The following is a 3,369-nucleotide window of genomic DNA, read 5'->3' as shown; positions in this document are numbered from 1 at the left end:
CTACTGCGAAATTTTTTAAAGTGTTGTATAGACCTCGTAAACAAAGACGCATTCTTTTTCCGGCAGTATTTTGAGCAATACTTACATATTCGCGAAAATATTCAATTTACAACAAGGACTTAGCGGTGGTACCTTTAAAGTTTGAATTGAGCAGCCTGGAACATTATTGTGCTGCTATTGAATAAGCTGTTAGGGCTTTACTAACAATCTGCGTACTCAAGGTTAAATATGAGAGAAATAAATCTTCACTTTAAAACTCTTAAAGGTGGTTTTGTTATAGGGCTAGTAGCAAACAATGATTTTAGTTCGAGAGCTCTCTATGAATTGTTAAATATATTTTCTGAATCGCATGGAAACCAACTCGAAATAAATAGAGTTCAGGTTGTTACGATGGAGCTAAAGGAGCTTATTCGTTTATATGTAAAACGCTATGGTTCATTAGTGCCACAAATAAATAAATTGAATAAAAAAATATCTGACTTGCCGTGTTGTGAGCGTTTTTTACTATTAGAAAGTGAGCCGGAAAGTACTAAAGATAAATTAGCTTTTGAGGCCCTTTTGATGGTGTGTAATGGATTAAAAAGTGAGGGTGACGATTATATAGGGAATGACGTTTTTTCTAAGCAAATTGAAGCCTATTCAATGTTTAGTCCAAGAAGTGATATTAGGACTGTTATTGGTGAAAAAAATAAACGTAAAAGAAAGTGTAGGTTTTGCTCTAAAAGTGTAAGTGATGGCGCTCGGTTTCAGAGTGTTGCACATGCAATTCCTGAAGCTTTAGGTAATAAGAATATAATTTTGGCCGAAGAGTGTGATGAGTGTAATAGTTTCTTTGGCGATCATATTGAACCTTCCCTTATTGAGTTTTTAAATATATATCGTGTCACTTTGGGGATAAAAGGAAAGGACGGATATCCTAAGGTTAAATATGAAAATGGAGTAGCACAATTTGATGGTAAACATATCAATATAGCATCAAGAGATATTGATGAAGATGAAAATGGGAACCTTGCAATAAAATTAAAATCGAATAATAAATTCATCCCAATTGCGTTTTATAAGGCGTTGTGCAAGATTGCGCTATCAGTTATTGATAAAGGTGAATTAGTAAATCTTGATAAAACAATTGAGTGGTTGCTGGAGCTAGAGCATTCAACAGTGGAACTGCCAAAGATTGGCATGTTCATTAATCATTCTGGTTATTCTGGTCACCCAAAGATCATTGTTATGGCAAGAAAAGATGATTCATGTTTATCTCCGCACATCGTTTGTGAATTTCGAGTTGGGTGTTATGTGTATGCTTTCATTGTTCCTTTTTCAAATAAGGATACATTAAAATATTTGGGGGATGAGCAGATGAACGTGTTTTTTGACATGTTTCCGCAGTTTGCACAAAACAATGGCTGGGTTTATACGAGTTTTGACTCTGTTTTAGAAATTAAGCCTACCTATAATGTTAAGATTAATAATAGTGAATCTAGCCCTTACAAGAAATTCCAGCAGGTACCTGCGGCGCATCTGGTTTAGGCGTTAGGCTTCATAAAAAATTCTAGACGAATTAATATAATGGAAGTATAAAATTTAAAAATGGATATAGAGAAAGTTACTGAAACTAGTGTGTTGTCGGAATTACTTTTATCTTCATATGGCTTACACATCACAGATGCTCAAGAGCGTTTTAGCTCAGCATATGTGAAATTAATGTGTGCTGCCGCCAAAATTAATTATAGTGAACCTACAACTGATAATGAAAGTATTGATATTGAACTTATTGGTAAAGGTTTTCGTGGAAAATGGAAAAGACCCCGACTTCTTGCACAGCTAAAATGTACATCAAACTACAAATATATCGATATGAAAAATCAAGAGTTAGCTTTCCCTCTACCTCTAAAGAATTATAATGATCTTCGTGAAACTGATGATTTACCCAAAATACTTATAGTTGTATTTTGCCCTAAAGATAATCGTGAGTGGATTGAGCATTCTAGCTTACAATCTAAAGTCAGGTTTTCAGGTTATTGGGTTAGTATTGAGGGTTACCCAGAAGTAACCAATACAACTAATGTCACCGTTAGAGTGCCCTTTTCACAAGCCTTTAATAATCTGACTTTGTTAGAACTTATGGCTTCACATAGTGCTAAGGGGATAATGATATGAACTCTTTACTTTCACTGCCTTCAGTTACAAGTTTCTTAAGTCTAAATGGTTGGAAAAAAACATCTGAAATAAGAGGTGCCTTTCAAATTTGGCATAGTGATGAGTTTCCTAGTTCTGAAGTAACTCTTACTCTAGATGAAGACCATAAACGTTACCGATTATTGTTAGACGATGCTTTAGAAGAAATATCTGAATGCTTAATGATCCCTGTTGGGGTTTTAATCGAACAAATATCACCACAGAACTTTGATACAATTTCTGTTAGAGCAATAGGAGATGATGTAAAGCATGGTTCAATACCATTTGATGACGGTATAAAGCTTTTGTCATCATCACATAAATTACTTAAACACTGTTCAAATCAAGTTAAAAGGTTTAAAAATAAATCAAAACATTTAAGTAACTACTTGAACCATGTGGGCATGGGGCAGACTCAAATTGGTAGCTATATAGTTTCTATTCATTCACCACTTTATAGAGTAAACACTGATGATGAACCTGATTTATTTGATAGTGATATTTCCCTAGGGAGAATTATTAATAAGTCTTTTTACTCAAAAATATTTGAAGTGTCTTCAATTTTTAGTAAAAAGATTAATTTTGAGTTAATTACACAAAGCCTTTTAGAAATAGGAATAGATAAAAAAGATTGTGATGCTTTAATCGACATTATGGGGTCTCAGTCGCATAGAGATATTGAAATAAATGTTAATTGGTCGCCAAAAGAGTCTATCGAAGAGAGATATTGTAAATCGATACATTTATATGCTCGCAACGTTCAGTACATTGTCGACTATCGTGAAATCTTGAAAGAAAAGAAAGTAGAAAATAATATTCAATTATCAGGAGAAATTGCTGATCTTCATCGTGGCTATGATGATGAGCTTGGTAAGGCAAAATTAAGAACTAAATACCAAGAAAAGGATATTAGTATTTCTTTTTCTGTAAGTGATGAACAATACCTTACAGTGGCGAATGCTCACGTAAATAAGATTATTGTTACTATTACAGGTGAGTTAGAGGTAGTAAAAGTAGAACAAAAACTCACAGCTCATTTTATTACTATTGATGATTTGTCAGTAACTGAGAACTTAGAGATAGATTATTCAGAATAATACCTGGGCATAAAAAGCCCTAATCGGGTAGCCGGAGGTATCTAGCCTCCAGCCCCCACACCACCCTGCATGCGGCTCCGCACAGGGCGGTTCCCAA

The 3,369-nt window shown here is 34.3% G+C and carries 3 protein-coding genes; all 3 read left to right on the top strand.

The annotated features are described in order from the left end of the window. Nucleotides 1–228: 228 nt before the first annotated feature. Genes Q4557_RS19560 through Q4557_RS19550 form a run of 3 tightly spaced genes read left to right on the top strand, consistent with a single transcriptional unit; the run spans nt 229 to nt 3,272 of the window. The gene (locus Q4557_RS19560; RefSeq protein ID WP_303414985.1) at nt 229–1,527 is read left to right on the top strand and encodes an HNH endonuclease; all 1,299 of its coding nucleotides are present in this window, start codon (nt 229–231) and stop codon (nt 1,525–1,527) included. Nucleotides 1,528–1,587: 60 nt separating this feature from the next. Next, the gene (locus Q4557_RS19555; RefSeq protein WP_303414983.1) at nt 1,588–2,157 is read left to right on the top strand and encodes a DUF4365 domain-containing protein; all 570 of its coding nucleotides are present in this window, start codon (nt 1,588–1,590) and stop codon (nt 2,155–2,157) included. Beyond that, nucleotides 2,154–3,272, top strand: coding sequence for a hypothetical protein (locus Q4557_RS19550; RefSeq protein ID WP_303414981.1), 1,119 nt, complete (start codon nt 2,154–2,156; stop codon nt 3,270–3,272). The genes Q4557_RS19555 and Q4557_RS19550 overlap by 4 nt, the downstream gene beginning before the upstream one ends. The last annotated feature ends 97 nt before the right edge of the window (nt 3,273–3,369 follow it).

Source organism: Shewanella sp. 5_MG-2023 (genome assembly GCF_030547465.1).
Lineage (GTDB): Bacteria > Pseudomonadota > Gammaproteobacteria > Enterobacterales > Shewanellaceae > Shewanella.
This window is presented reverse-complemented; position numbering and strand designations above follow the sequence as displayed.